Origin of the sequence: Mesorhizobium sp. L2C066B000, from assembly GCF_000502335.1 — a bacterium.
In the GTDB taxonomy this organism is placed as follows: Bacteria; Pseudomonadota; Alphaproteobacteria; order Rhizobiales; family Rhizobiaceae; genus Mesorhizobium.
On sequence record NZ_AYWZ01000010.1, the window covers coordinates 113,469 to 135,381 of the forward strand.

Here is a 21,913-nt window from a genome sequence, read left to right on the forward strand (position 1 = left end):
GCAACGGCAAAACGGATTCGATTGCGCCAAGCAGGACATGAAAGCCGGTCATTCGAGGGGCGTCAGGCTTTCAGCCTGTTCGACAAGGGCGATAGCGATGTCGTTCCGCAGACTGGATATTTTACCGACAGCCGGGACCCTGGCGCTCACCCCATTCGTCCGATGATCTATCCGCTGGTAGTCAACAACCGGTTCAAGGTGCGACTGGTGGCGATGGAGCGTGACGGACCGCAAAAGATAGACCCCGACGACACCGCCAAAGGCGAATTCTACATCGACCTCGACACCAAATATCCGCCGGTCTCCGACTGGCGCATCATCGCTGCCGATCCGCGCAGTACCGACCTCAACGTGGAAGCGTCGTTCCAGCTGCAATGGCTGGACCATGTCGATACCGCCGAGATTGCCGAGGATGGCCCGCCACGCATCATCGACAAGTCCAACTATCCCTATCCGTGGGGCGCCAATGTGATGGTGTTCGAGCACTGGCTCGGGCTTGGCCGCAAGGCGCCGCTCAAACTCATCGACCCGAACCGCGCATCGCGCCGCGAATACTGGATGATCAATGGCAATGCGGCCCGGCGCATGGTGCAGGACCTCTATCGCTTCAACGTCAACCAGCTTGGCGTCGCCAACGACACCATCAGCAGTGTTTACGTGCCGAAGCTCAATGCCGGCCACGTCACGGTGACGCTTTACGAACACGATTTCAGCGACGGCCGCTTCGCGCAAGGGGCGAAGAAGTCCTTCGGCTCGGTCGGCCTCTTCAATCTCAGGGATACCGGTTTCGATGACCGCGTCTCATCGGCCGAGGTGATCCATACCTATCCCAAGGTGATCCATCGGGACGTGCATTAGGGCCGGATTGCGCTGTTCGCCGGCTCAGGATGGGCCATCGACATGGGTGATGCGCCAGATGGTGCCATTGCCATCCTCGGTTACGATAAGCGCGCCGTCCTTGGCCACCGCGACGCCGACCGGCCGGCCCCAGACGGCGTCGTCGGAGAGGACGAAGCCGGTGATGAAATCCTGGTACTCGCCGGTCGGCTTGCCGTCGCTGAATCTCAGCCGCACCACCTTGTAGCCGGTCCTCATACCACGGTTCCAGGAGCCGTGCAGGGCGACGAAAGCATCGCCCTTGTACTCGGCCGGAAAATTGTCGCCGTCATAGAAGGCGATGTTGAGCGGCGCCGAATGCGCCTGCATCAGCACGTCGGGCACGGCGACCGAGCCGGCGAGGTCTGGGCGCGCGCCCTCGTGACGCGGGTCCTCGTTGGCGCCGATATAATACCAGGGCCAGCCATAGAAGGCGCCGTCCTTGACTGAGGTGGCATATTCGAACGGCACATCGTCGCCGAGACCGTCGCGCTCGTTGACGACACACCACAGCGCGCCGGTGGCCGGTTGCACGGTCATGCCCGAACAATTGCGCAGGCCAGTAGCGAGGATGCGGCCATTCTTGCCGTCGGGGCCGAAGGCCAGCACGTCGGCACGGCCATCCTCGGAACCCCAGGTGGCGCCGAGTGGCTGTGATTTTGCCCAGGCGTCAAGGCCGCTATTCGGTGCCTTCCCCATGCCCTCCGCGACGTTAGAACCGGAGCCGACCGAGAGATACAGCGTCTTCCCATCCGGCGAGAAGGCGATATCGCGGGTCCAGTGGCCGCCGGTAGGGATGTCGGAGACAATCGTCTCCGGTTCGCCGGACGCTTTAAGGTCGCCGTCGCGATAGGCGTAGCGGACCACGCTGTCGTTGTTGGCGACGTAGACCCATTGCGGCTTGTCGCCAGGCGGGTAGAAGGCAATGCCATAGGGCTGGTTGAGATTGTCGGCAAAAATGCCCTCTTCGGCCGGCTTCGCGCTACCTTTGGCCAGCCGATAGATGCGGATCTGGTTGGCGTCGCTGTCGGCGACGAACAGGTCGCCGTTCGGCGCCACGCGCACGACCCGCGGATTGGAAATGCCGGAAGCAACCAGTTCGGCCGAAAACCCAGGCAGCAGGACGGGCTTCGCGCCCTCGGGCCGATCGCCAAGGCCGGCGCTGTTGGAGGCGGATTCGGTGATGTTGGGCTTTTGCAGATCATCCGGCTTGATCAGCCGGCGCACACCTGGCTTGTCGGCCTTCCAGTCGCCGAAAGCGTCCTTGCCGGTCAGCAGCGGTTGATCGGCCTCCTGGGCGAAGGTGCTGGTGGCCAGAAGCAGGGCAAGGCCTGCCAAGCCGGCAATCCGGATCATGCTGTTCTCCTCGAACTCGCGCCGGTCGGCGCGTCATGCACAAGGGAGATATTGTGCAGCCGCCGCAAAAGAGAAGCGTGCGCGCGCGCAGATTCGACGAGAGAACCGCTCAACTTTCCTCTTCGACGTCCAGATCGTCGTCGAGACGCTTTTCCAATGCGACGAGATCTTCCGGCAGCGGCAAGCCCATGGCGCGCATTTCGCGCAGTTTTTCGCGCAGCTGCTCCTGGATTTCGTGCTCGTCCTCCGGCTGGTTGACCATTTCTTCGAGCAGCATGCTGATCTGGGCCTTGAACGATTCAAGCGCCATTCTGCGCCCTCCTTTACGGTGATCCCGGCTTCGGAATTATCTTAACATCCGGGTAATCAATTGGGCCGTGTAGTCGACCATCGGCACGATGCGGGCATAATTCAGCCTGGTCGGGCCGATGACGCCGAGCGCGCCGACGACGCGGGCGTCCTTGTCGCGGTAAGGCGCCACGACCAGCGACGAGCCGGAGAGCGAGAACAGCTTGTTTTCCGAGCCGATGAAGATCCGCACGCCGGGGCCGTCCTCGGCGAGGTCGAGCAGCTGGATCAGCCCGTCCTGCGTCTCCAGATCCTCGAACAGGTGGCGCAGCAATTCGATATCGGCCTGGGCGGTGACGTTTTCGAGCAAATTGGCGCGGCCTCGCACGATAAGGCGCGCCGGCAGGCCGCTATCGGCGCCGGCCCACACCGCTAGGCCTTTCTCGACCAGATCCTGCGACAGCGTGTCCAGCGCTGCCCTGGTCTCGTCCTTGATGCGGGCGATCTCGATGCGCGCCTCGGCGAGCGTGCGGCCCCTGATATGGGCGTTGAGGAAGTTGGAGGCCTCGTGCAGCTGCGAGACGGTGATGCCGGCCGGCAGGTCGACGACGCGGTTCTCGACATCGCCATTCTGCGACACCATCACCGCCAGCGCCTTGGTCGGCTCGAGCTGGATGAACTCGATGTGCTTCAGCGCCACCTCGTTCTTGGTGGCGAGCACCAGGCCGGCGCCGCGCGACATGCCCGACAGCATCTGGCTGGCCTCGGTCAGCATGTGTTCCAGCGTCGCGCCCGAGCCGGAGGCGCGCACCTGCGCCTCGATGACCCGGCGTTCCTCGTCGGAGAGATCGCCAAGCTCCATGAAGGCATCGACGAAGAAGCGCAGGCCGGTCTGGGTCGGCAGGCGCCCGGCCGAGATGTGCGGGGCATAGATCAGGCCGAGATGCTCGAGGTCGCTCATCACGTTGCGGATGGTCGCCGGCGACAGCGACGACGGCAGGATGCGCGACAGGCTGCGCGATCCCACAGGCTCACCGTCCTTCAGATAGGATTCGACGATGCGCCGGAAAATGTCGCGCGAACGCATGTCGAGCGATTGCAGCGCGGGCGCCAGCAGACTGGGTTCGGTGACTGCCTTGGTCATTCGAGCCAAAAACCTCCGGCTCAAGGATATAGACTTCCATCGCCCCCGCGCAACCCGGCGTCTGTGCCAGATCGCCCGGCCTTTTCCTTTGCGCCATGGGCTGCATGCGTCTACAAGCCGCCGACGCAACCGTAAAAGAACAGAAAGAGGCCTCGATGCGCCCTTCTAAACGCCAAGCCGACGAAATGCGCGCCATCTCCTTCGAGCGCGGCGTCTCCAAACACGCCGAAGGCTCGTGCCTGGTGAAATTCGGCGACACGCATGTGTTGTGCACGGCGAGCCTGGAGGAAAAGGTGCCGGGCTGGATGCGCAATTCCGGCAAGGGCTGGGTGACGGCGGAATACGGCATGCTGCCGCGTTCGACCGGCGAGCGCATGCGCCGTGAAGCTTCGGCCGGCAAGCAAGGCGGCCGCACGCTGGAAATCCAGCGGCTGATCGGCCGCTCCTTGCGCGCCGTTGTCGACCTGCAGGCGCTGGGCGAACAGCAGATCACCGTCGACTGCGACGTCATCCAGGCCGATGGCGGCACCCGCACGGCGTCGATCACCGGCGGCTGGGTGGCGCTTTACGATTGCCTGCGCTGGATGGAAGCGCGGCAGATGGCCAGGGTTGCCAAGGTGCTGAAAGATCATGTCGCGGCAATTTCCTGCGGCATCCATGACGGCCAGCCGGTCATCGACCTCGACTATATCGAGGATTCATCTGCCGGCACCGACGCCAATTTCGTCATGACCGGCAAGGGCGGCATCGTCGAGATCCAGGGCACCGCCGAGGGCGAGCCGTTCTCGGAAGGGCAGTTCGCGGAGCTGATGGGCCTGGCAAAGAAGGGCATTCAGCGGCTGGTGAGCTTGCAGCAGATGGCTGTGGCTTGATTGAATTTAACGTGATGACGTCGGCGATCCTTCACACCCCCCTCTGGCCTGCCGGCCATCTCCCCCGCAAGGGGGGAGATCAGAGGTCGCTACCGTTTTCGCCAACCATCAACGTTGAGACGCCGCCAGCGGAACTGCCAATCTCCCCCCTTGCGGGGGGGATGCCCGGCAGGGCAGAGGGGGGTGCCTGATGCACCCCTCCGCTATTCTTGAGTCAGCGCTTTACGTCACGGATCTCGCCGCTGCCGAGACCTTCTACTCCGATGTCCTCGGCCTCCCTCTCCTCGGCAAGGTCGACGGCCGCCATCTCTTCTTCCGCTGCGGCCCGGGCGTGCTGCTCATCTTCAACGCCGAAGCCACCAAAATCCCGCCGGCGCCCGATGCGCGGCTGAAAGTGCCGCCGCATGGCACGGTCGGCGAGGGCCATCTCTGCTTTGCCGCAAGTGAGGATGAACTCGCACAGTGGAAGGCGCAACTTGAGGCGAAAAACATCGCCATCGAAAGCGAATTCGAATGGCCGCAGGGCGGGCGCTCGATCTACATACGCGACCCCTCGGGCAATTCGATCGAATTCGCCGAGCCAAGGATCTGGGGCCTTTGATGCATTCTCTCGATGGAAAGAAGATCGTCGTTGCCAGCCACAATGAAGGCAAGCTGCGCGAATTCGCCGATTTGATGGGTCCGTTCGGCTTCGAGGCGAAGTCGGCCAAGGACTACGGCCTGCCGGAACCGGAGGAGACCGGCACCACCTTCGAGGAAAACGCCTACATCAAGGCCTTCGCCGCGGCTAAGGCGACCGGCCTGCCGGCGCTGTCGGACGATTCGGGCCTGTGCGTCGACGCGCTCGACGGCGCCCCCGGCGTCTACACCGCCAATTGGGCCGAAGCTCCCGATGGCAGCCGCGACTTCGGGATGGCCATGCAGCGCACCGAAGTGGCCTTGCAGGAGGTCGGCGCCGCCAAGCCAGCGCAGCGCAAGGGGCGGTTCGTCGCCGTCATCTGCCTGGCCTTCCCCAATGGCGAGGCTGAATATTATCGCGGCGAAGCTGAGGGAACGCTGGTGTGGCCGCCGCGCGGCGAACTGGGCTTCGGCTACGACCCGGTGTTTTTGCCCGACGGTTTCGACAAGACGTTCGGCGAGATGAGCGCTGAGGAAAAACACGGCTGGAAGCCCGGTCAGCCGACGGCGCTGTCGCACCGCGCCCGCGCCTTCCAGAAATTCGCCCGCGCCAGGTTAGGCTCAGCTTAATGTCGCTGGACCGCAGCCCGGGCTTCGGGGTCTACATCCATTGGCCGTTCTGCGCGGCCAAATGCCCGTATTGCGACTTCAACAGCCATGTCCGTCACCAGCCGGTCGACCAGGAGCGCTTTGCCCGCGCCTTCGAGAACGAGCTGAAGACCATGAGCGAGCGGACCGGGCCGCGCGAAGTGACCAGTATCTTTCTCGGCGGCGGCACACCGTCGCTGATGCAGCCGCAGACGGTGGCGGCGGTGCTGGACGCCGTGGCGAAGAACTGGACGGTGCCCGACGGCATCGAGGTGACGCTGGAAGCCAATCCGTCCTCGGTCGAGGCCGAGCGATTTCGCGGCTACCGCGCCGCCGGCGTCAACCGTGTGTCGCTCGGCGTGCAGGCGCTGAACGACAAGGATCTGCGCTTCCTCGGCCGGCTGCACAATGTCGACGAGGCGCTGCATGCAATTGGCCTGGCACGGGACATATTCCCAAGACTTTCCTTCGACCTGATCTACGCCCGCCCCGGCCAGACGCTGGATGACTGGCAGGCGGAGCTCGAACAGGCGATCGGCCATGCCGCCGACCATCTGTCGCTCTACCAGCTGACCATCGAAGAAGGCACGCCGTTCCATGCCCTTCATGCGGCGAACAAATTCATCATCCCCGATAATGACCGGGCCGCCGATCTCTATGCGCTGACGCAGGAGATCACCGCAGCGCATGGCCTGCCGGCCTATGAGATTTCCAACCACGCCAGGCCGGGCGCCGAGAGCCGGCACAATCTGACCTATTGGCGCTATGGCGAATATGTCGGCGTCGGACCGGGCGCGCATGGCCGCTTTATCGAGAACGGCCACCGCACCGTGACGATCGCCGAGCGGATGCCGGAGACCTGGGCCAATCTGGTGGAGGCCAGGGGCCATGGCGTCACCGGCGGCGAGATCCTGACGCGCTCCGAAGAGGCCGACGAGTTCCTGCTGATGGGGCTGAGGTTGGCCGAAGGCATCGACCTTTCCCGCTACGAGGCGTTTTCCGGGCGCGGCCTGTCGAGCGCCCGGCTGACCGTGCTGCAGGATGAGGGGCTGGTGGCGCCGATCGGCAATGCCAGGCTACGCGCCACGCCAGCCGGCATGATCGTGCTCGATGCCGTGGTGGCGGATTTGGCGCGGTGAGCCCACAGGGCAAATGGCCGGGCTGTTGGACGATTTATCGGCTTGAGCAAGGATGTTAGAAAGTCGACTTGTTGAACCGCTGGCGTGCCAGCGCCGCATCCGAGGTGACTCCTGCGATGACGTTCCTGATCCACGAGACCTTGATGACATTGAACACGGATGATGTGTTCGAGTTTGGATTGACCGAAATCTTGAGATCTCCAGAGCAAGACGACCTCTTTGAGGCTCAGGCGATTTTCATCAGGAACGCAACGGTCACATCGAAACTAAAATTGACCCACTTGAGCGAATTCAGCGTTGTCCTCAGTTTCATAACATATATTGGAAATAAGCTTCGCGGAATCGCCAAGGATGAGTTGCTCGAGTTTGATCTGAATGGACTCACATTTGATCAGTACATCCCTCTCAGCAAAAATCTGCGTAAGATCTGGGATGAGTAGTCGGTGAAGAACGTCCTGTTCGTCTGCAGCCAGAACCGCTTGCGCAGCCCGACCGCCGAGCAGGTGTTCTCCAAACGTAGGGATATCGAGGTCGAGCCGGCCGGCACCAATCACGATGCAGACACGCCGCTGACGCATGAGCTGGTCGCCTGGGCCGACATCGTCTTCGTGATGGAAAAGGCGCACCGCACCAAGCTGCAGAAGAAATTCAAGGAGAGCCTGAAGAAGGCCCGCGTCATCTGCTTCGACATCCCGGATGATTACGGATTCATGGATCCGGAGTTGGTGCGATTGCTGGAGGTGAGGGTGACGCGATACCTGGGCTGACTGATGTGGTTGGGGCGTTCCACGCCCGCGTTCGCCATCCTCGGACTTCACCCGAGGATTCATGCCGCGAGGTTAAGGCGCTGCAGCGGTTCAGAATTCTGCGCCGCTGCATCCTTCGGCAGAGGTCACGGAATGGATCATAGGGTCTGCGCCGCGTCACTTCGCTCCTTGCTTCGCCCTAGGATGACGATGTTGCACCGATCGACAAACTAAGCGTCGTGCTTGAAGCGGCGCTTGCCGCGGTGTTTCTCGGCATGCGCCTCTCCGGTCCGGGCCGGCTTGGCGTCGCTCTTGTCCCGGCGGACGCTGTTCTGGTCGTTCATCGGATGCGGCGGCGCGCCTTCGCGGGCGCTCTTCGTTTCAAGACGGGTGATGAAGATATCGAAACGATTGGGCATCGTACGGTCAGTGCTCCGTCGTGCTGTCCGGTTTGTTGTCCGAAAGCCTGACATTCGTCGGCAAGGCGGTGGCCGCCCGACTGGTCAGGCCGGTGTCGCTCTCGGCGAGCGCACGCTTGCCCTTTGGCGCGGGCACGCGGTTGCGCCCGGCATAGTAGGGCTCGAAAACATCCTGCAATTCCAGGCTGTCCATCCTGTCCTCCTCCTCAAGAGACTCAGGTATTCAATCCGCCAGCCACGCTTTCGTTCCCCACTATGGCAAAGACATGGCCGCCGGGTTACATCGGCGTCAGGTTTGGCCCGACGTTCGGGAGTTTTGCAACCCGGCGCGCGCCATGCCAAACAGGGCGAAATGGAGAGACCCGGTGACCGGCGAGAAACGCAGCTATGTGATCGGGCAGACCGAGATCGCAGTCCGGCCGCTGGCGCCGGCGCTGTATCTGGTGGCGACGCCGATCGGCAATCTCTCCGACATCACGCTGCGCGCGCTGGAAACGCTGGCGGCCGCCGACGTCGTCGCCTGCGAGGACACCCGCGTCTCGCGCGTGCTGCTCGACCGCTACGGCATCCGCCGCCGCACCACGGCCTATCATGAACACAATGCCGGCGAGGCCGGACCGAAGCTGATCGCGGCACTCGAGGCCGGGCAGAGCGTGGCGCTGATTTCGGATGCCGGCACGCCGCTGATCTCCGACCCAGGCTACCGGCTGGTCGGCGAAGCGCTGGAGCGCGGCCTGCGCGTGGTGCCGATCCCCGGCCCATCGGCGCCGCTGGCGGCGCTGACGGCGTCGGGCCTGCCGTCCGACGCCTTCCTGTTTGCGGGGTTTCTGCCGGTGAAATCTGGGCAGCGGCTGACAAAGCTCGAAACGTTCAGGGCGGTGCCGGCAACGCTGATCTTCTTCGAGTCGCCACGCCGGCTGGCCGATACGCTGCTTGCGATGGTCGAGGCGCTGGGTGGTGGGCGCAAGGCCGCCATCGGCCGCGAGCTGACCAAGACTTTTGAAGAGATGCGGACGGGAACGCTGCAGGCGCTGGCCGACCACTATGCGGCGGCTGACACGCCGAAGGGCGAGATCGTCATCTGCGTCGGGCCCGCCGAGATCAAGGCCGGCCAACCCGCCGACATCGACAGGCTGCTGCTGTCGCTGGCCGCCGAAATGCCGGCGTCCAAGGCGGCGGCGGAAGCGGCGAAGATGACAGGCGGGCAGAAGCAGTCGCTCTACCGCCGGCTGCTGGAACTCAGGGGTGCGGTTGGAGAAGGCGAAGGTGGCTGAGCGCCCGGCCGCCAGCCGCCAAAAAGCCTATCGGCGCGGCCATCGCGGCGAGTGGCTGGCGGCAGCGGCGCTGATGCTGAAAGGTTATCGCATCCTCGCCCGCCGGCATCGCACCCGCTTCGGCGAGATCGACCTGATCGCCAGGCGCGGCGACCTGGTGCTGTTCGTCGAGGTCAAGGCGCGGCGCACGCTGATGGAGGCGATGGAGGCGATCGGCCACGAATCGGAGCGCCGCATCGAAGGCGCCGCCGACATCTGGCTGTCGCGGCAGCCGGACTACGGCAGATTGTCGATGCGCTTCGACATGATCGCGGTGCTGCCCTGGCGCTGGCCTGTGCATGTCGAGAACGCGTTTTATGGGAGGAGTTAGCGGCCTTTACCCTCCCCCTTGTAGGGAGGGTCGGTGAGCAAGCGACGCGTCGTTGGCGAAACGGGGCGGGGGTGTGGCGCCGACCCCCACCCCGATCCGCTTTGCGGATCGACTGACCGGGGCGAGCCGCCTGTCTCGCCCGTCCTTCGGACCCCCACAGGGGGGAGGGTAAAGCTCACCCCCAGGTCATCAGCGCCACCAACCCCACAGTGCCCACCACCAGGCGCCACCAGCCGAACAGCGAATAGCCGTTGCGCGAGACGTAATCGAGCAGGAAGCGCACGACGATCAGCGCGGTAAGGAAGGCGGCGATGAAGCCGATAGCGATGATCGGCAGGTCGGCGCTGCTCAGCACGTTGCGGTTCTTGAACAGATCGAAGGCGAAGGCGCCGACCATGGTCGGGATGGCGAGGAAGAAGGAGAATTCCGCCGCCGCGCGCTTGTCGACGCCCAGCAGCAGCGCGCCGACGATGGTCGAACCGGAGCGCGACGTCCCGGGGATCAGCGACAGGCACTGGAACAGGCCGATCTGCAGGTAAAGCCTTGTCGGGAAGCGCTCGACGTCGCGGTAGACCGGCTGCAGCTTCATGCGGTCGACGACCAACAGCACGACGCCGCCGACGATCAGCATGATGCAGATCAGCCTTGGCGATTCGAACAGCACCGTCTTGATGAAATCATGCGCCAGCGCGCCGATGATGGCGGCCGGCAGGAAGGCAATCAGGATGCCGATGACGAAATGCCGCGTCAGCCGATCATGCGGCAGGTCGAGCAGCATCTGCCACAGGCGGCGGAAATAGACGCTGAGGATCGCCAGGATGGCGCCCAGCTGGATCAGGATCTCAAAGGCCTTGCCGGTGGAATGGAAGCCGAGGAAATGGCCGGCGAGCAGGATATGGCCGGTCGAGGAGACCGGGATGAACTCGGTCAGCCCCTCCAGCAGGCCGAGCAGCAGGGCTTCGACAATGGTATGGCTATCCATATGGCAACCTCGGCATTCAAGGGACGGAAGGAAACGGCTGGCAAAAGGGCTTGCTTGTCACGGCGCGGAAGTCCCCCTATAGGTCGCAGCACCGTGACGGCCGCATGACGGGCCGCCAAGACTTACCGGTGCGGACGGCGATTCGCCAGTGCGCCTTAATATCGCGGAATCATGCTGACGCTTTTCCATCACCCGATGTTCGCCACCTGCCGCTTCGTGCGCCTCGCCTTCGGCGAATATGGCGAGGAGCTGGCGCTGATCGAGGAAAAACCGTGGACGCGGCGCAAGGAATTTCTGGCGCTGAACCCGGCCGGCACCTTGCCGATCCTGCTTGCCGAGGGCGACGTGCCAATCGTCGGCGCCATGGTGATCGCGGAATATCTCGACGAGACACGTGGCGTCCTGAAGCGCGACAAGAGGCTGTTTGCGGAAGACCCTATGCAGCGCGCCGAAATCCGCCGCCTCACAGACTGGTATCTCAACAAGGCCGAAGGCGAAGTGACCCGGCATCTGGTGCGCGAGCGGGTGCTGAAGCCGGTGATGCCGGAAACGGCGGGCGGCGGTTCCCCCGATTCGGCGGCGATCCGCGCAGCGCGCGCCAACATTCGCCAGCACATGAAATACACCAACTGGTTGGCCGGCACCCGCCATTGGCTGGCCGGCAGCAAGGTCACCTATGCCGACCTGGCGGCGGCCGCGACGTTGTCGGTGCTGGATTATCTCGGCGAGATCGACTGGCGCGAGCATGCCGCGGCGCGCGAATGGTACACGCGGGTGAAATCGCGGCCGTCGTTCCGGCCGCTGCTCTCCGACCGGGTTCGCGGCCTGTCGCCGGTGTCGCATTATGCGGACCTCGACTTCTAGAAGCCCAACCCTGCGCGCGCTGATCGACGCCGAGGCGCGGCGCGCCGGCTTCGATGCGGTTGCCGTCACCACGCCCGATGCGATCCCGCTGGCGCCAGCCAGATTGGCCGAATTCGTCGCCGATGGTTTTCACGGTTCGATGGCGTGGATTGCGGAGACGCTCCAACGCCGCAGCGAGCCTTCGACGCTGTGGCCCGAGGTGCGCTCGATCATCGTGCTGGCAATGAATTACGGCCCCGACCACGATCCGCGTGCGCTGCAGGCAAGGCGCGATCGCGGCGCGATCTCGGTCTATGCACAAAACCGCGACTATCACGAGGTGATGAAAGGCCGGCTGAAGGAGATCGCCGGCAAGATCGTGGCGCGGGCCGGCGGCGACGTGAAGGTTTTCGTCGATACGGCGCCCGTGATGGAAAAGCCGCTGGCTGAGGCCGCCGGGCTCGGCTGGCAAGGCAAGCACACCAACCTGGTCAGCCGCGAGCACGGCTCCTGGCTGTTTCTCGGCACCATCTTCACCACGGCTGAGCTCACGCCCGATGCGACCGAGGTAGACCATTGCGGTTCCTGCCGCGCCTGTCTCGACGCCTGCCCGACCGACGCCTTTCCGGCGCCCTACCGGCTCGATGCCCGGCGCTGCATCTCCTACCTGACCATCGAGAACAAGGGGCCCATCCCGCAAGAATTCCGCGAAAAGATCGGCAACCGCGTCTATGGCTGCGACGATTGTCTCGCCGCCTGCCCGTGGAACAAGTTTGCCCGCGCCGCTTCGGAAGCCAAGCTTGCTGCCCGCGACGAACTGCGCGAGCCGCCGCTCGGCGAGCTGTTGCAGCTGGACGACACGGCGTTCCGGTCTTTCTTCTCGGGCTCGCCGATCAAGCGCATCGGCCGCGATCGTTTTGTCCGAAACGTGCTGGTTGCCGCCGGCAATTCCGGCGATACTTTGCTGGCTGACCCTGTCCGCACCCTCCTTGGCGACGCCTCGCCGCTGGTGCGCGGCGCGGCGATCTGGGCGCTGGCGCGGCTGGTGACGGCCGCCGAATTCAACGGGCAGGCGGCGATCTACTTGAAAACCGAAACCGACACGACAGTGCAGGACGAATGGCTGTCCGCATTGCCAATTGAGGCGCACGCATGAGCGAAAAACAGGTTTTTATCTTCGGCGCCGGCTATTCGGGCAAAGCCTTTGCACGGGCCAATGCGGAGGCGATTACGATCTTCGGCACCACGCGCTCGGCCGAGAAATTCGAGGCATTGCGTCAGGCCGGCATCGCGCCGCTGCTGTTTCACGGCGCCCTGACACCTGAAATCGGCGAAACGCTGGAGACCACCACCCATCTCGTCGTCTCCGTGGCACCGGAGGAGGCCGGCGACCCTGTGCTTCTCGCCGCGCGCAAGGCGATCGAGGCGATGCCGGCGCTTCGCTGGATCGGCTATCTTTCGACCGTCGGCGTCTATGGCAATTATGACGGCGCCTGGGTCGATGAAACGGCCGAGTGCCGGCCGGTGTCGAAACGCTCGTCGATGCGAGTGGCGGCCGAGCGAGACTGGCTGCAGCTTGGCCTCGATACCGGCAAGCCGGTGGCGATCCTGCGGCTTTCCGGCATTTACGGGCAAGGACGCAACGCGCTGGTCAATCTGGAAAACGGCACGGCCAGGCGGCTGGTCAAGCCCGGCCAGGTGTTCAACCGCATCCATTGCGACGACATCGCCGGTGCGCTCTGGCACCTCATCGGTGGCAATAGAGGCGGCATTTTCAACGTCACCGATGACGAGCCGGCGCCGCCGCAGGATGTCGTCACCTATGCCGCTTCGCTGATGGGCGTCGAGCCGCCGCCGGAGATTCCTTTCGAGACCGCCCAACTTTCGCCCATGGCGCGGTCCTTCTATGGCGAGAACAAGCGCGTCGCCAACGCCGCGATCAAGGCAGCGGGCTACCGGTTCCGCTATCCGGACTACCGCCAGGCGTTCGATCGGATGTGGGCCGACGGCAGCTGGCGCGACGGCGAGCCGCGCAGCCCGATGAAGGTAGATAGTCGAAACGCGAGCCCGAGGGTGATATGATTCGATTGTGTTGCGGACTTTTGCAGTGGGGTTCATGACGATTTCGATGCGATCCTTGACCGGCAGACGGCCGTTCCTGACGGCGGCGCTGGCGATCGTGGCGCTGGCCGGGCTGGTGGCGGGCGCAATCACGGCCGAGCCACGGGCAAAAGACCTGTTCGGCGCCAAGAAGCTGCCGGCGGTGGCTGCGGCGCAATCCTTCGGCTTCTATTCAAAGGGCTGCTTCACCGGCGGCGTCGCCATTCCGATGGACGGCCAGAACTGGGAGGTGATGCGTCCCTCGCGCAACCGGCGCTGGGGTCATCCAACGATGATTGCGCTGATCGAGAAGCTGTCGCGCGATGCCGCCGCCGACGGCTGGCCGGGGCTTCTGATCGGCGACATTTCGCAGCCGCGCGGCGGCCCGATGCTGACCGGGCACGCCTCGCACCAGATCGGCCTCGACGCCGACATCTGGCTGACGCCGATGCCCGACCGCAAGCTTACGACCCAGGAGCGCGAAAACATCAGCGCCACGCTGATGGTCGACGACAAGACGCATCTGGTGAAGGACAGGCTGTGGAAGCCGATACATACCAAGCTGTTGAAGCGCGCCGCGAGCTATCCGGAAGTCGAGCGCATCCTGGTCAATCCCGGGATCAAGAAGAAGCTGTGCGACACCGTCACCGGCGACCGTACCTGGCTGAGAAAAATCCGGCCGTTCTGGGGCCATGACTATCATTTCCACATCCGCATCGGCTGCCAGCCGGGCTCGCCCAACTGCAAGGGGCAGGAAGCGACGCCCGACGACGACGGCTGCGGCAAGCCGCTGGCCTGGTGGTTTACCGAGGAGCCGTGGCGGCCCAACAAGAACCCGGACGCGCCCAAGGCGCGCGACCTGATGACGATGGCGAACCTGCCGAAACAATGCCAGTTCGTGCTCGACCAGCCCGATGCCGACTCGGCCGAAGCCGTCACCTATCGCGGCGGCGGCGTGCCGATGGCCGCCAGGGCGCCGGAACCCGACGCGCCTCCGCCTATTGCGGGCAATGCGGGCGGCTTGCCAAACGCAGCCAACGCCTTCACCGCCACGCCGGAGATCGGCATTCCCCTGCCAAGGCGACGGCCGCCGGCAAACGTCGGACAGTGATGGCGAACTGACGCTTTCCCTTTCCTGGGCCATGCGCTAGTCAATCGATTGAAAACCGGGGCGATTGAAAACCGGGCGATTGAAAACCGGGCGATTGAAACGGTCGCAACGGCGCCGCAAAGGGGACGAGCAAGGGCATGTCAGGCGACGACGACACCGCGTTGCGGTTTCCAGTGCTGATCGGCGACATCGGCGGCACCAATGCGCGCTTTTCGATCGTGCTCGACGCAAATTCGGAAGCCGGTGAGCCGCATATCGTGCAAACCGCCAATTTCGCCACCATAGACGAGGCGATCCAGGCGGCGGTGCTCGACCGGTCGTCCATCCGGCCGAATTCGGCAGTGCTGGCCATCGCCGGACCGGTCGATGGCGACGAGATCCCGCTTACTAACTGTCCCTGGGTGGTGAAGCCGAAGCAGATGTTTGCCAATCTGGGCCTGGGCGACATCGTCGTGCTCAACGATTTCGAGGCGCAGGCGCTGGCCGTCGTGGCGCTCGGCGAAGAGCATATGGAAAAGATCGGCGGCGGCACGCCGGAGGAGAATGCCGGACGCGTCGTGCTCGGCCCCGGCACCGGCCTCGGCGTCGCTGGGTTGGTTCATGCCCTCCACCACTGGATACCGGTGCCTGGCGAAGGCGGCCATATGGATATCGGTCCGCGGACGCCGCGCGATTTCGAGGTGTTCCCGCATATCGAAAAGCTGGACGGCCGCATTTCGGGCGAGCAGATCCTGTGCGGGCGCGGTCTGGTCAATGTCTACCGGGCGGTCGCCAAGGCCGACGGCAAGCCGGCGCCGTTCACCACGCCGGCCGAAATCACCGGGGCGGCGCTGGCCAAGACCGACCCGGTTGCCGAGGAAGCGCTGGCGCTGTTCGTCACCTGCCTCGGCCGCACCGCCGGCGACCTCGCGCTGGTGTTCATGAGCCGCGGCGGCGTGTTTTTGACCGGCGGCATCGCGCAAAAGATCGTTCCGGCACTGAAGGAAGGCAGTTTCCGTGCCGCCTTCGAGGACAAAGCGCCGCACAGCGCGCTGATGGCCTCGATGCCGGTCTATGTCATCACCCACCCGCTGGCAGCGCTTCTGGGCCTTGCCGCCTATGCCCGCAACCCGTCGCTCTTCGGCGTCCAGACGGCGGGGCGGCGCTGGCGGGCATGATCCATTTCGTCCCGAAAACGGGTATTTTCCTGGAAATGGCTGCCGCTTTCGTGACCCTAACCTCGGGCCGCGATGAAGTTTCGCCATAGGCAAGCCGTAGCCGGGGCGCTAAGAGGGGGCCGAATTCCAGCCTGGCATCCCTAGAGCCGGATGATTTCAGATCGAATCGACCTGAAATCTGCATCCGGCTCTAAATCAAAGAGATAGAGCATGATGTCGTCCGAAAACCGCTTCACACTTCTCGGCATCATGCTCTAGCAAACCACGAAGCGCCCGCGATTTGACCGCTCAAAGTCCACTCAAACTGAAAGTCCAGCCAGCTGAGGTCACTGCGGTGCTGCGCCGCATCCTGGCCGAAAACGGTAGTGAATATCGCTGGACCTATGTCGTTGCCGTCGGCTGCCTGCTGATTGTTTCCGCCACCACCGCCTTCACGGCGTGGATCATGGCCCCGATGATCAACGAGATCTTCTACGAACGACGCGGCGACATGATCGTCTGGATCTGCGCCGGGTTCATGGCCGCCTCCGTGCTGCGCGGCTTCGCCGGTTACGGCCAGGCGGTCGCGTTGGCCAAGATCGGCAACAATCTGGTCGCCCGCTACCAGAAGCGCAGCTTCGACCACCTGATGAAGCTCGGCGTCGACTTCTTCAACGATACGCGTTCCGGTCGGCTGGCGGCACAGGTCAACGAGAATGTCGGGGGCGTTCGCGATCTGCTGTCGCTGACGCTGACCTCCATCAGCCGCGACGCGGTCTCGCTGATCGCCCTCGTCGGCGTCATGATCTACCAGGATCCGGTGTTGTCGCTCAGCTCGCTGCTGATCGGGCCGCCGCTGATCTGGGCCGTCGTCTACATCACCCGCCGATTGCGGCGCATCAACCGGGAATCGGTGCTGATCAACTCGCGGCTGAACGGGTCCGTACAGGAGGCCACGCAAGGCATCGCCATCGTCAAGGCCTTCACCCTGGAAGCCGAGCTGGCGCGCCGGATCGGCATCATGGCCGATACGGCCGAGCAGCGTAACAACAAGATCGCCCGGGTCGCGGAGCGGCTGTCGCCGATTTCCGAGATTTTGGGCGGTCTCGCCATTACCTCCGTCCTTGCCTATTCCGGCTACCGGGCGCTGGTGCTCGGACAACCACCAGGCGCTGTGTTTTCCTTCATCACCGCGCTGATCATGGCCTACGATCCGGCACGGCGCCTGGCTCGTACGCAGGTCGGTATGGAACGTGCCCTGGTCAACGCCCGGATGATTTACGAGCTGCTCGACCTGGAGCCTAAACAGGGCGATGCGCCCGACGCGGTCGAAGCCAGGATCACCACCGGCGAGGTTCGCTTCGACAATGTGACGTTCGGCTACAGCGCCGACATGCCGGTGATCAGGAACCTGAGTTTCACCGCCGCGGCCGGCAAGGTTACGGCGGTGGTCGGGGCCTCGGGTGCCGGCAAGACGACGCTCGTGGCGCTGCTGCAGCGCTTCTACGATGTCGACAAGGGTTCGATCGAGATCGATGGCCAGGACATTTCCAAAGTCACCAAGCACTCGCTGCGCGGCTCGATCGCCTATGTCTCGCAGGCGCCCTATCTGTTCGAAGGCAGCATACGCGACAACATCCGTTTTGGCCGACTTTCGGCGACCGACGCCGAGATCGAGCGGGCGGCGGTGCTGGCGGCGGCCGACGAGTTCATCCGTCAGCAGCCGCAGGGCTACGACACGCCCGTCGGCGAGGGCGGCTCGACACTTTCCGGCGGCCAGCGCCAGCGCGTCTCGATTGCCCGGGCGATCGTGCGCAACGCGCCGATCCTTTTGCTCGACGAAGCGACCTCGGCGCTCGACAACGAGGCCGAGGCGCGCGTCCAGGAGGCCCTGACCCACGTGATGGAAGGGCGCACCACCATCGTGATAGCGCATCGCCTGTCGACGGTCGTCAACGCCGACCACATTATCGTGCTTGAAGAGGGGCGCCTGGTCGAGGAAGGCACCCATGCCGCACTGATGGCCGATCCAAACAGTGTCTACGCCCGCTTCCACCGCATTCAAGGCAAGAACGGACTGGGGCTTGTCGACGACTCGAAGCCCGTCCAAACTCCGGTCCGGCGCAGCCGCGCCAAGAAGGCGGTGGGGAGAACAGCATGAGCGAATCCAGCGAAATGGGCCTGGTGGTGGTGGGGGCGGCCGGCCGCATGGGCCAGACGCTGATCCGCGCCATCCATTCGATCCCAGGCGCCCGCGTCGTCGGCGCGGTCGAACGAACCGGATCGCCCTATCTCGGCAGGGATGCGGGCGAGCTTGCCGGCATCGGCATCATCAATGTGACGATCGGCGACGATCCGCTGCCGGTGTTCGCCAAGGCCGACGGCGTGCTCGATTTCACCATGCCGGCAGCCACCGTCGAATTCGCAGGCTATGCCGCGCAGGCACGCATTGCCCATGTCATCGGCACCACCGGCTGCTCGGCGGAAGACGACACCAGGATCGAGGCCGCGGCGCGCCACGCGACGATCGTCAAATCCGGCAATATGAGCCTCGGCGTCAATCTTCTGGCGGTGCTGGTCGAGCAGGCCGCGCGCGCGCTCGGTCCAGAGGATTTCGACATCGAGATCCTCGAAATGCATCACAAGCACAAGGTCGACGCGCCCTCGGGCACCGCCTTGCTGCTCGGCGAAGCGGCGGCGGCGGGACGCGGCATTTCCCTTGCCGGCAACGATGTGCGGTCACGCGACGGCCATACCGGCGTGCGCAAGCCAGGAACGATCGGCTTTGCCAGCTTGCGCGGTGGCTCGGTGGTCGGCGACCACAGCGTCATCCTGGCCGGGACCGGCGAGCGCATCACGCTGTCGCACCATGCCGAGGACCGCGCCATCTTTGCCCGCGGCGCGGTCAAGGCCGCGCTCTGGGCGCGCGGTAAAAAGCCCGGACTTTATTCCATGCGGGACGTGCTCGGCTTGAGCTAAACTATCCATAATTTTGAAGGAGCAAACATGTCGGGAACTCTCGTGCTCGTGCGCCACGGCCAGAGCGAATGGAACCTGAAGAACCTGTTCACCGGCTGGCGCGATGTCGACCTTACCGAGCAGGGCCACAAGGAGGCCAAGGAAGCCGGCCAGAAGCTCAAGGCACGCGGCTTGAAATTCGACATTGCCTTCACCTCGGCGCTGATCCGGGCGCAGAAGACCTGCCAGCACATTCTCGACGCGGTCGGCCAGAGCGATTTGAAGACGATCCGCGACCAGGCGCTGAACGAGCGCGACTACGGCGACCTCTCCGGTCTCAACAAGGACGACGCGCGTCAGAAGTGGGGCGAAGAGCAGGTGCACATCTGGCGCCGCTCCTACGACGTGCCGCCGCCCGGCGGCGAAAGCCTGAAGGACACCGGCGCCCGCGTCTGGCCCTATTATCTTCACGACATGCAGTCGCATGTGCTGAAGGGTGGCACCGTGCTGGTCGCCGCGCATGGCAATTCGCTGCGCGCACTGATCATGGCGCTGGACGGCAAGAGCGGCGAGGAGATCGTCAAGCTCGAGCTCGGCACCGGCGTGCCGGTGATCTACAAGCTCAACGCCGATTCCACTGTGGCGTCGAAGGACGTGCTGGAGGGGTGAGGTTTTCGGCCAACGCATTCGCCGAGTCGGCGCTGCCCCTCATTGCCGGTGTCCAGCCGATAGATGGGTAACACTTTGAACCGGATACATAGGTGACACTTCTCTCCCCCTATGCGTCCGCCGCAGCGCCAAGCGGATTGGTTGGNACACTTTGAACCGGATACATAGGTGACACTTCTCTCCCCCTATGCGTCCGCCGCAGCGCCAAGCGGATTGGTTGGCGCGGCGCTGCGGCGGACAAGCTTCATGTGCCGTGTGTCGATGATGCCGAGCGGGTGGGCATGGAATGAGAGTGTCCATTGTCCGTCTTCGGTCTCCAACGCAGCGACCGGTTCGCCCGCCAGCGCTTGCGAGACATATATGAAGCCGCCATTCCATCGGATCTCGCCATTGTGGCGCACGCGGCGGACCGAGGCCTCGGCCGGATAGACGGGCTCGGGTGGTGTCCTGGGCATGGCGCGCTGTGAGGACCGGTAGTGCTGGGCGGGCGTATCCATGCCCAGCGCCTCATGGGGACGTTCCTCATTGTAGCTTTGGCGGAAGGTCTCGAAGGCCTGGCCCTGTGCCGTTCGGTCGGCTTCCGGTGCCTCGGCCATCGGCAGCATGGTCAGGTGAAAGCGCTCGTGACGTCCGTTCTGCTGTGGCCTGCCGGGTGCGATCCGCTCCAAGGTGATGCCGAGCTTGATGAAGCGCACGACAAGCGGCGTCAGTCCGGTGACGCCGGCCGATGCGAAGGGCGGGCCATTGTCGCTTCTGAAGCGATCTGGCAGGCCATGCTCTTCAAACAGCCGCTCAAACACCGGCCAGGCTTCGCTATCGGCCGTCGACCCCGTCGCTTCGAGCGCCAGGAGGTAGCGGCTCGATGCATCCATCACCGTCAAGGGTTCGCAACGCCAGCCGTCGCGGGTCCGGAACCAGCCCTTGTGATCGCCAGTCCACACCGCGTTCGGTTCTTGCGGCTGTGGCCAGGGTCCATTGCCGCAGGCCCGCAGGCGGGGTCGCTTGCGGGCGCGGACAAGCCCATGCCGCGCAAGGATCGCGCCGACCGTCGAGGCTGAAGGCCACATGAACTCGGGAGCCGTGCGCCTGAGCCGTGCCACGATCTTCTTTGGACCCGGATGCAGCTCCTTGGCCGCCACAATCCGCTCAACCAGATCCTGAGCTGTCGCACGGCCATGATTGAGCGGGGCTCGCGGCAGGTCGTGCAAACCCTCAGGCCCAAACGTCCGATAGCGTCCTAGCCATTTGTAGCCGTTCTTGCGTGAGATCCCGTAGGCCGCACAAAGCGCAACCATCGTCTCATCCCCAGAAAGACACTCCACAACAAACCGTAGCCGCTCGTCCATGATGCCAGTCTCTCGCCAAACCATCGCCGGTCCTCCGGCGGACAAGAAAACTGTCACCCATGCTATCGGTCCATTCTGTTACCTATCTATCCGGTTCGGACACCGGGCAGTTCTCCCCGTATAGTGACGGGGAGAAAGGGCTGGCCGCAGCCTCGGCGCTCTTCTTGTGACGCAGGTGACCGGCGAAAATCACCGATGAGAGCGCCCCTCTCCCCGTCACTGTGCGGGGAGAGGATGCCGGCAGGCAGGTGAGGGGCGGCGTTGACCCCCGGGAAACTAAGCCGGCAGGCTGCGGCCCTCGAAAAAGCGCGTTGACACATATCGTTTGCCCGCTTACATGAGCCCGCACCAGCCCAGATGGCGGAATTGGTAGACGCGCACGGTTCAGGTCCGTGTTCCGCAAGGAGTGGAGGTTCGAGTCCTCTTCTGGGCACCAAATTCCCGTTTCGGATAAGTCCGAAATGATTTAGACGCGAAGCAAAAAAGCCCGGTTCCCGGGCTTTTTTGCTGATGGATGACAGATAGTCCAGCGGAGGGTCAATGCGGCGGGCGAACCGCTTTCATTGCTTCTTCTTCGAGTGTCTGGAGCTTCTCCCGAATCTCCTCCGGCTCGGCATGCTCCAGGCCGACGACATCGTTTCTGGTCTCATTCAGCGAAACGATAATCTCATCAAGCTTGGCGTGAATGGCGGCCGTGTCGCGGTAACCCTGGATCAGCACAACGCCCGTGATCACGATGGCCGCTACCGACAATGCGTAGGTGACCACATTGGTCAGGCCGAATGGCACCAATGCAGTACAGAGCAGCATGGCTACAAGAAGGACATAGAAGCCCGGTGGCCGGGATAGAAAGTCGCCCATCACAAACAGGAAGCGATTCATATCCAGGCCGCGGTCAAAAATGCCACTAGTGCGGTGACGGCTACGCAAATTGGAATTGCCGCGAGTAAGGCAGCTTCCAGGACCCAAGTTTCCTTGTCGCTAAACATCAGACATCCTCCCGTTGAGAAAAGGCTGC

At 63.9% G+C, this 21,913-nt stretch carries 24 protein-coding genes, 1 tRNA gene and 1 pseudogene; 19 read left to right on the forward strand and 7 right to left on the reverse strand.

Features of this window, described 5'->3' with window-relative positions:
• Nucleotides 1-162: 162 nt before the first annotated feature.
• A complete protein-coding gene (locus tag X733_RS145985) occupies nucleotides 163-858 on the forward strand; it encodes a hypothetical protein (RefSeq protein WP_023819297.1) in 696 nt (231 codons plus the stop codon).
• A 24-nt stretch (nucleotides 859-882) separates the two neighbouring features.
• Here the strand turns inward: X733_RS145985 and X733_RS145980 are convergent, their stop codons facing one another.
• The 3 genes from X733_RS145980 to hrcA form a co-directional block, all read right to left on the reverse strand.
• Nucleotides 883-2,232: a sorbosone dehydrogenase family protein gene (locus X733_RS145980; protein ID WP_023819298.1), complete on the reverse strand. Its 1,350-nt coding sequence runs from the start codon at nucleotides 2,230-2,232 to the stop codon at nucleotides 883-885.
• 109 nt (nucleotides 2,233-2,341) lie between these two features.
• Nucleotides 2,342-2,542 carry a hypothetical protein gene (locus X733_RS145975; RefSeq protein WP_023672050.1) on the reverse strand — a complete coding sequence of 67 codons (201 nt, stop codon included), beginning with the start codon at nucleotides 2,540-2,542 and terminating at the stop codon, nucleotides 2,342-2,344.
• Nucleotides 2,543-2,578: 36 nt separating this feature from the next.
• Nucleotides 2,579-3,664 (reverse strand): heat-inducible transcriptional repressor HrcA, encoded by a 1,086-nt coding sequence (hrcA, locus tag X733_RS145970; protein WP_023681233.1) that lies wholly within the window; start codon nucleotides 3,662-3,664, stop codon nucleotides 2,579-2,581.
• A 155-nt stretch (nucleotides 3,665-3,819) separates the two neighbouring features.
• Between hrcA and rph the strand changes: the two genes are divergently transcribed.
• From rph to X733_RS1000000170915, 7 genes and pseudogenes are all read left to right on the forward strand, one after another.
• Nucleotides 3,820-4,536 (forward strand): ribonuclease PH, encoded by a 717-nt coding sequence (rph, locus tag X733_RS145965; RefSeq protein ID WP_023819299.1) that lies wholly within the window; start codon nucleotides 3,820-3,822, stop codon nucleotides 4,534-4,536.
• A 190-nt stretch (nucleotides 4,537-4,726) separates the two neighbouring features.
• The gene (locus X733_RS145960) at nucleotides 4,727-5,137 is read left to right on the forward strand and encodes a VOC family protein (protein WP_023819300.1); all 411 of its coding nucleotides are present in this window, start codon (nucleotides 4,727-4,729) and stop codon (nucleotides 5,135-5,137) included.
• The gene (gene rdgB / locus X733_RS145955; RefSeq protein ID WP_023692946.1) at nucleotides 5,137-5,784 is read left to right on the forward strand and encodes an RdgB/HAM1 family non-canonical purine NTP pyrophosphatase; all 648 of its coding nucleotides are present in this window, start codon (nucleotides 5,137-5,139) and stop codon (nucleotides 5,782-5,784) included. The genes X733_RS145960 and rdgB overlap by 1 nt, the downstream gene beginning before the upstream one ends.
• Nucleotides 5,784-6,941: a radical SAM family heme chaperone HemW gene (gene hemW / locus X733_RS145950; RefSeq protein ID WP_023681230.1), complete on the forward strand. Its 1,158-nt coding sequence runs from the start codon at nucleotides 5,784-5,786 to the stop codon at nucleotides 6,939-6,941. Before rdgB ends, hemW begins: the two co-directional genes overlap by 1 nt.
• Nucleotides 6,942-7,012: 71 nt before the next feature.
• A complete protein-coding gene (locus X733_RS145945; RefSeq protein WP_155923877.1) occupies nucleotides 7,013-7,381 on the forward strand; it encodes a hypothetical protein in 369 nt (122 codons plus the stop codon).
• 3 nt (nucleotides 7,382-7,384) lie between these two features.
• Nucleotides 7,385-7,708, forward strand: coding sequence for a low molecular weight protein tyrosine phosphatase family protein (locus X733_RS145940; protein WP_023819301.1), 324 nt, complete (start codon nucleotides 7,385-7,387; stop codon nucleotides 7,706-7,708).
• A gap of 191 nt (nucleotides 7,709-7,899) precedes the next feature.
• A pseudogene (locus X733_RS1000000170915) lies at nucleotides 7,900-8,034 on the forward strand (transporter); the annotation flags it as partial.
• A 79-nt stretch (nucleotides 8,035-8,113) separates the two neighbouring features.
• On the opposite strand, the gene X733_RS145930 reads toward X733_RS1000000170915, so the two are convergent.
• On the reverse strand, nucleotides 8,114-8,299 hold the full coding sequence (locus tag X733_RS145930) for a hypothetical protein (RefSeq protein ID WP_023681229.1): 186 nt from the start codon (nucleotides 8,297-8,299) through the stop codon (nucleotides 8,114-8,116).
• A 172-nt stretch (nucleotides 8,300-8,471) separates the two neighbouring features.
• On the opposite strand from X733_RS145930, the gene rsmI reads away from it, so the two are divergent.
• Nucleotides 8,472-9,380, forward strand: coding sequence for a 16S rRNA (cytidine(1402)-2'-O)-methyltransferase (gene rsmI / locus X733_RS145925; RefSeq protein ID WP_023819302.1), 909 nt, complete (start codon nucleotides 8,472-8,474; stop codon nucleotides 9,378-9,380).
• Nucleotides 9,373-9,750 carry a YraN family protein gene (locus tag X733_RS145920; protein WP_023745884.1) on the forward strand — a complete coding sequence of 126 codons (378 nt, stop codon included), beginning with the start codon at nucleotides 9,373-9,375 and terminating at the stop codon, nucleotides 9,748-9,750. Before rsmI ends, X733_RS145920 begins: the two co-directional genes overlap by 8 nt.
• Nucleotides 9,751-9,925: 175 nt before the next feature.
• Here X733_RS145920 and X733_RS145915 read toward each other — a convergent pair whose 3' ends face one another.
• Nucleotides 9,926-10,732 (reverse strand): undecaprenyl-diphosphate phosphatase, encoded by an 807-nt coding sequence (locus X733_RS145915; protein WP_023672062.1) that lies wholly within the window; start codon nucleotides 10,730-10,732, stop codon nucleotides 9,926-9,928.
• 171 nt (nucleotides 10,733-10,903) lie between these two features.
• On the opposite strand from X733_RS145915, the gene X733_RS145910 reads away from it, so the two are divergent.
• From X733_RS145910 to X733_RS145875, 8 genes are all read left to right on the forward strand, one after another.
• The gene (locus tag X733_RS145910; protein ID WP_023728745.1) at nucleotides 10,904-11,596 is read left to right on the forward strand and encodes a glutathione S-transferase family protein; all 693 of its coding nucleotides are present in this window, start codon (nucleotides 10,904-10,906) and stop codon (nucleotides 11,594-11,596) included.
• A complete protein-coding gene (gene queG / locus X733_RS145905; RefSeq protein ID WP_023819303.1) occupies nucleotides 11,577-12,731 on the forward strand; it encodes a tRNA epoxyqueuosine(34) reductase QueG in 1,155 nt (384 codons plus the stop codon). Before X733_RS145910 ends, queG begins: the two co-directional genes overlap by 20 nt.
• Nucleotides 12,728-13,657, forward strand: coding sequence for an SDR family oxidoreductase (locus X733_RS145900; RefSeq protein WP_023819304.1), 930 nt, complete (start codon nucleotides 12,728-12,730; stop codon nucleotides 13,655-13,657). Before queG ends, X733_RS145900 begins: the two co-directional genes overlap by 4 nt.
• Nucleotides 13,658-13,691: 34 nt before the next feature.
• Complete coding sequence (gene mepA, locus X733_RS145895) at nucleotides 13,692-14,786, forward strand: penicillin-insensitive murein endopeptidase (RefSeq protein WP_023819305.1); 1,095 nt, start codon at nucleotides 13,692-13,694, stop codon at nucleotides 14,784-14,786.
• Between the two features lie 137 nt (nucleotides 14,787-14,923).
• On the forward strand, nucleotides 14,924-15,943 hold the full coding sequence (locus tag X733_RS145890; RefSeq protein WP_023819306.1) for a glucokinase: 1,020 nt from the start codon (nucleotides 14,924-14,926) through the stop codon (nucleotides 15,941-15,943).
• 280 nt (nucleotides 15,944-16,223) lie between these two features.
• The gene (locus X733_RS145885; RefSeq protein ID WP_023681221.1) at nucleotides 16,224-18,083 is read left to right on the forward strand and encodes an ABC transporter ATP-binding protein; all 1,860 of its coding nucleotides are present in this window, start codon (nucleotides 16,224-16,226) and stop codon (nucleotides 18,081-18,083) included.
• On the forward strand, nucleotides 18,080-18,901 hold the full coding sequence (gene dapB / locus X733_RS145880) for a 4-hydroxy-tetrahydrodipicolinate reductase (protein ID WP_023819308.1): 822 nt from the start codon (nucleotides 18,080-18,082) through the stop codon (nucleotides 18,899-18,901). Before X733_RS145885 ends, dapB begins: the two co-directional genes overlap by 4 nt.
• Before the next feature lie 27 nt (nucleotides 18,902-18,928).
• A complete protein-coding gene (locus tag X733_RS145875) occupies nucleotides 18,929-19,549 on the forward strand; it encodes a 2,3-bisphosphoglycerate-dependent phosphoglycerate mutase (RefSeq protein WP_023672068.1) in 621 nt (206 codons plus the stop codon).
• A gap of 185 nt (nucleotides 19,550-19,734) precedes the next feature.
• Here the strand turns inward: X733_RS145875 and X733_RS145870 are convergent, their stop codons facing one another.
• Nucleotides 19,735-20,919: an integrase core domain-containing protein gene (locus X733_RS145870; protein WP_023819309.1), complete on the reverse strand. Its 1,185-nt coding sequence runs from the start codon at nucleotides 20,917-20,919 to the stop codon at nucleotides 19,735-19,737.
• A 327-nt stretch (nucleotides 20,920-21,246) separates the two neighbouring features.
• On the opposite strand from X733_RS145870, the gene X733_RS145865 reads away from it, so the two are divergent.
• Nucleotides 21,247-21,331, forward strand: a tRNA-Leu gene (locus tag X733_RS145865).
• Between the two features lie 101 nt (nucleotides 21,332-21,432).
• Here the strand turns inward: X733_RS145865 and X733_RS145860 are convergent.
• Nucleotides 21,433-21,777, reverse strand: coding sequence for a low affinity iron permease family protein (locus X733_RS145860; RefSeq protein WP_023672069.1), 345 nt, complete (start codon nucleotides 21,775-21,777; stop codon nucleotides 21,433-21,435).
• Nucleotides 21,778-21,913 lie beyond the last annotated feature (136 nt).